We start from the raw sequence: 4,865 nt of genomic DNA, 5'->3' as shown, positions 1-4,865 counted from the left end.
GCTACGTCTGGGACATTCAACAAAAAGCCTGATATTAGTGAAAATGGTAATTTATTAGTAAGTGAAAGATATGACGAGGGAAGGAGTTCTATCTGGCTATATGATCTCAATACCGATAGCGAAAAGAAATTATTTCCTAATTCGTTTGAAAATTTTAACTCACCTACTATTTCAAATGATAACGCTAAGCTAGCTTATATGAGAAGCCACCGAGATCCTGTTACCAAGGCTTTACATTGTAAAATTGAAATTTACCACCTGATCTTAGATTCCATTCGAAAATTAGCAGATTGTAATCCATATAGTGGTGCGGATTTATCTTGGGTTAAAGGTGATAAAAAAATATTGGCTAGTAGACAAAATGCTTTAACTGGTATTAACGAGCTGATATTTGTCAATGTCGAAACTGGGGCGTCTGAGTTTATTGTGGCCCCTGAGACGTCACAGAGTTTTTACCGGTTTCCGCGTATTTCTCCCTCCGGTAAATTGATTGCGATGCTTGATTCTAGCTCAACCGGGTCGTACTCCAAATTGGTAATCTATGATATTGAAAATGTTACATTACGCCATGTCAATACGCATAGTCATAGCGTCGTTCATGTTGGGTGGGGGGAAAATGACGATGAGTTATTTTATGCCGAAATCGCAGGCAAGAATACCGGGTTGTGGCGTTTTGATGTTGAAGAGCAGCAGCATACGCTGATCTTGAATGAGTCAGTTACAGAGTTCGATTACGATGTTACAAACGATACTTTTATCGTTGGAGTGAGTCGTTACGCGACTTCAATAAAACGTATTCAAAATGGAGTAGAAAGCGTCGTCATTGATGATGATGCTTTTGAGCGCCACATGCAGGTTAGTCCAAATGGCAAAATGTTGGCTTATGTGTCTAACCGCAATGGAGACGATAATATCTGGATGAAATCGTTAGACCTAAATAGTTTGCATAGGGTAACTAATGATGACGTGAGCGATTATGTTAGTCTTCACTTTTCTAACGATAATAAATTTTTAGCCTATTTAGTGATGGAGGATATGCGCAGTGTTCTGGTCATATTGGACGTTAAAAATAGTTTCCAAGAGGTATATCGCCAAGTTGATGTGCAGTCAGTTGCATGGTCCAAAGATAGTCAGTCAATTTATACCTATGGTTCAAATTTAGAAATAAATACTAATGAGTTGCATCAAGTATCACTGCCGCATTTTTCTAAACAGTTTTTAACAAATACATCCGAATTACATCGTATTGAAACTAGCGGTTCACAAGGGTTAATTGTGCAACCTAAAGCTTGGGGACCTATACATAAACTTTGTTGTCTAGATAAAGGTTATGTTGATATTAATCAGTCTTCAGTTTTGATTGATTTTGAATGGATATTTAAGTGGGATGTGATAGGAGATGAACTGTCTATCTTGAAGCTAGAGAATGACTATAACCTATTAAATTTTTATGCCTTAAATGAGAACGAAAATAAAACAGCTGATTTAATAATTCCTGAAAAAAAGCGGGTTTATTTTTATGATTACAATGTAGCAACACAATCACTTTATTACGTAAATTTTGAGTCTGAACATAATGCTTTACTTAAACTCACTAAAGTCATTCACTAATTGCAAAACTTGATTGCTCCTGTCACAACCTTTTTACATTAGAGGCTAGTAACGACTAGCCTTTTGATTATTCGATAAACTGTTGAAGCTTTGTTTGAGGATTTTTTGCTAGGCACTGTATTTAGTTTGCAAAATCCGCTAAAATCCGCGTCCTTTTATTTCTAATCTCTTTTCTAAAAATTTATGTTTGAAATCAATCCCGTACACAATGCCTTGGCAGATATTAGACAGCGCGCCGATTCGCTTCGGGGGTATCTTTGACTATGATCAAAAGAAAGAGCGCCTTGAAGAGGTTAACCGCGAATTAGAAAGCTCTGACGTTTGGAATGAGCCAGAGCGTGCACAGGCGCTTGGTAAAGAAAAAGTGTCGTTAGAGTTAGTGGTAGAAACAATCGTTCAGTTAGAATCTGGTGCTGAAGATGTTGAAGGCCTAGTTGAATTAGCGGTTGAAGCAGAAGACCAGGAAACATTTGACGAAGCACAGGCTGAACTTGCAGAGCTGGTGAAAAAATTAGAAGTACTTGAATTCAGACGAATGTTTTCAGGTCCTAATGATGCAAATGATGGATATATTGATATTCAATCAGGATCGGGCGGTACCGAAGCTCAAGATTGGGCAAACATGTTATTGCGCATGTATTTACGTTGGGGTGAAGCCCATGGTTTTAAGACCGAATTAATTGAAGTTTCTGATGGAGACGTTGCTGGGATTAAAAGTGCGACTATCCACTTCAAAGGTGAATATGCCTTTGGGTGGTTGAGGACTGAAACTGGCGTACATAGGCTAGTCAGAAAATCACCTTTTGATTCTGGAAGTCGAAGACACACTTCTTTTGCCTCGGCATTTGCTTACCCTGAAGTTGATGACGATATTGAAATTGACATTGATCCATCTGATTTACGTATAGACACATATCGAGCCTCTGGTGCCGGTGGTCAGCACGTAAACCGCACAGACTCAGCGGTGCGTATTACCCACGAACCTACGAATATCGTTGTACAGTGTCAAAATGATCGTTCACAGCATAAGAATAAAGCTCAGGCGATGAAACAGTTAAAAGCAAAGTTGTATGAGCACGAGATGCTTAAACAAAATGAAGAAAAACAAACTATGGAAGACGGTAAGTCTGACATAGGTTGGGGCAGTCAAATTCGTTCATACGTATTAGATGATTCCCGTATTAAAGATTTACGTACTGGGGTTGAAACCCGTAATACTCAAGCCGTGTTAGATGGCGATTTAGACAAATTTATTCAAGCCAGCCTTAAGTCGGGGTTATAGACGTAAAGTCTGGTTTGTGACCATATTTAAACAAGTTAGTGCACAGTAATTTAGGAACACCAATGACAGATAATCAGCAAGATGAAAATAAATTGATTGCAGAGCGAAGAGCTAAACTTGCTCAAATTCGAGAAAACTGTAAATCAAACGGTTTCCCCAATGACTTTCGTCGTGAGTTTTATAGCGACGAATTACAACAAGAATTTGGCGAACACGAAAAAGCTGATTTAGAAACACTTGGTAAAGTGGTCAGCATTGCCGGTCGAATATTGGCAAAACGTGGACCTTTCTTATTATTGCAAGACATGACTGGTCGCATCCAGTCTTACGCAGCTAAAGATACCCAAAAAGATATTAAAGAACGTTACGGCAGTCTCGATATTGGTGACATCATAGGCGTAAAAGGTGAGTTACATAAATCTGGTAAAGGTGACTTGTACGTTAATATGACTGAGTACCAATTGTTAACTAAGTCTTTGCGTCCATTGCCTGAAAAATTCCATGGTTTAGCTGATCAAGAAACTAAATACCGCCAACGTTACGTTGATTTGATTACGAATCAAGATACGCGCAATACCTTTATGATCCGCAGTAAAGTGGTAAACGGTATTCGTAACTTCCTTGCTGAACGTAACTTCATGGAAGTTGAAACGCCCATGTTACAAGTTATCCCAGGTGGTGCTACAGCTAAACCTTTTAACACGCATCACAATGCACTCGACATCGATATGTATTTGCGTATCGCGCCAGAATTGTACTTAAAGCGTTTAGTAGTAGGTGGTTTTGAGCGTGTCTTTGAAATAAACCGTAACTTCAGAAATGAAGGTTTATCTACCCGTCATAACCCTGAGTTCACTATGTTAGAGTTCTATCAGTCTTATGCTGATTACCATGATTTGATGAACTTAACGGAAGAGATGTTACGTAAGGTCGCACAAGATGTATTAGGTACTGTATTGATTAAAAATACTACCAAAGACGCTGAAGGTAATGTAACAAGCGAAGTGAGTTATGACTTTGGTCAACCTTTCACTCGTTTAACTATGAACGAAGCGGTGCTTAAATATTGGCCAGAAGCCAATGCCGAAGCCATTAATGATCCTGAAAATCATTTGCCTGAATTAAAAGCGATGGCTAAACAACTTCACATTAAAGAGCCTGAAGTTGATGGGATTTGGGGAGCTGGTAAATACTTATGTGAAATTTTCGAAGCTACAGCTGAAGAAAAGCTAGATCAACCTACTTTTATTACAGCGTACCCGTGGGAAGTATCACCATTAGCCCGCAGAAATGATGACAACAGTTTTGTGACTGATCGATTTGAGTTTTTTGTGGGAGGCCGTGAATTAGCCAATGGTTTCTCTGAGCTTAACGATGCAGAAGATCAAGCTGCTCGATTCCGTAAACAAGTAGAAGAAAAAGATGCCGGCGACGATGAAGCTATGCACTTTGACGAAGATTATATTCGGGCTCTTGAATACGGTTTACCACCAACAGCAGGAGAGGGTATTGGTATAGACCGTTTGGTAATGTTATTTACTGATAGCCCAACAATAAAAGATGTTATTTTGTTTCCTCATATGAAGCCAGAGGCTCCAGCTGAATAAATCATTTTTGAGTCAATCAAAGGACGCTTAGGCGTCCTTTTTTTATGGTCAGTTTTCTATAGTTCAAGTAGACGAAAAAGTTATACCAATTTATGCAAGTGACTATACCAATTTCAATGAATTGGTATAAAAGCTAGGGTTTTTCATGATAACATTTATTAATCATTAAAATTAAGGAAGGCCACCATGCAATACTTTGTCGGCGCTTACGCAACCTCACCATGCGCGTTAGGTTGGGACCCTGAGTTAGAGTCTAACTATTATAAAGAATTAAAAAAATTACCTAACATTAAAGGTTTGGAACATCCGTTTACAGGCGCATTACATCCAAATGATGATGAGTGGTTTTTAGACAATGTTGATCC

The 4,865-nt window shown here is 38.7% G+C and carries 4 protein-coding genes; all 4 read left to right on the top strand.

Going from position 1 to position 4,865, the window contains the following annotated elements:
- Nucleotides 1-1,611 (top strand): TolB family protein (locus tag ACSHXM_RS20880; protein WP_435692175.1); only part of this gene is annotated, 1,611 nt, incomplete at its 5' end.
- Between the two features lie 183 nt (nt 1,612-1,794).
- A protein-coding gene (prfB, locus tag ACSHXM_RS20875) for a peptide chain release factor 2 (RefSeq protein WP_435692173.1) occupies nt 1,795-2,893 on the top strand; the annotation gives its coding sequence in 2 pieces (ribosomal slippage) (nt 1,795-1,869 and nt 1,871-2,893; 1,098 coding nt in all).
- A 62-nt stretch (nt 2,894-2,955) separates the two neighbouring features.
- Nucleotides 2,956-4,500 (top strand): lysine--tRNA ligase, encoded by a 1,545-nt coding sequence (lysS, locus tag ACSHXM_RS20870; protein ID WP_435692171.1) that lies wholly within the window; start codon nt 2,956-2,958, stop codon nt 4,498-4,500.
- A 186-nt stretch (nt 4,501-4,686) separates the two neighbouring features.
- A partial coding sequence (locus ACSHXM_RS20865; RefSeq protein ID WP_435692177.1) for a DUF4862 family protein occupies nt 4,687-4,865 on the top strand: 179 nt, incomplete at its 3' end.

This window comes from Paraglaciecola sp. (assembly GCF_051252315.1).
Classification (GTDB): Bacteria; Pseudomonadota; Gammaproteobacteria; order Enterobacterales; family Alteromonadaceae; genus Paraglaciecola.
This window is presented reverse-complemented; position numbering and strand designations above follow the sequence as displayed.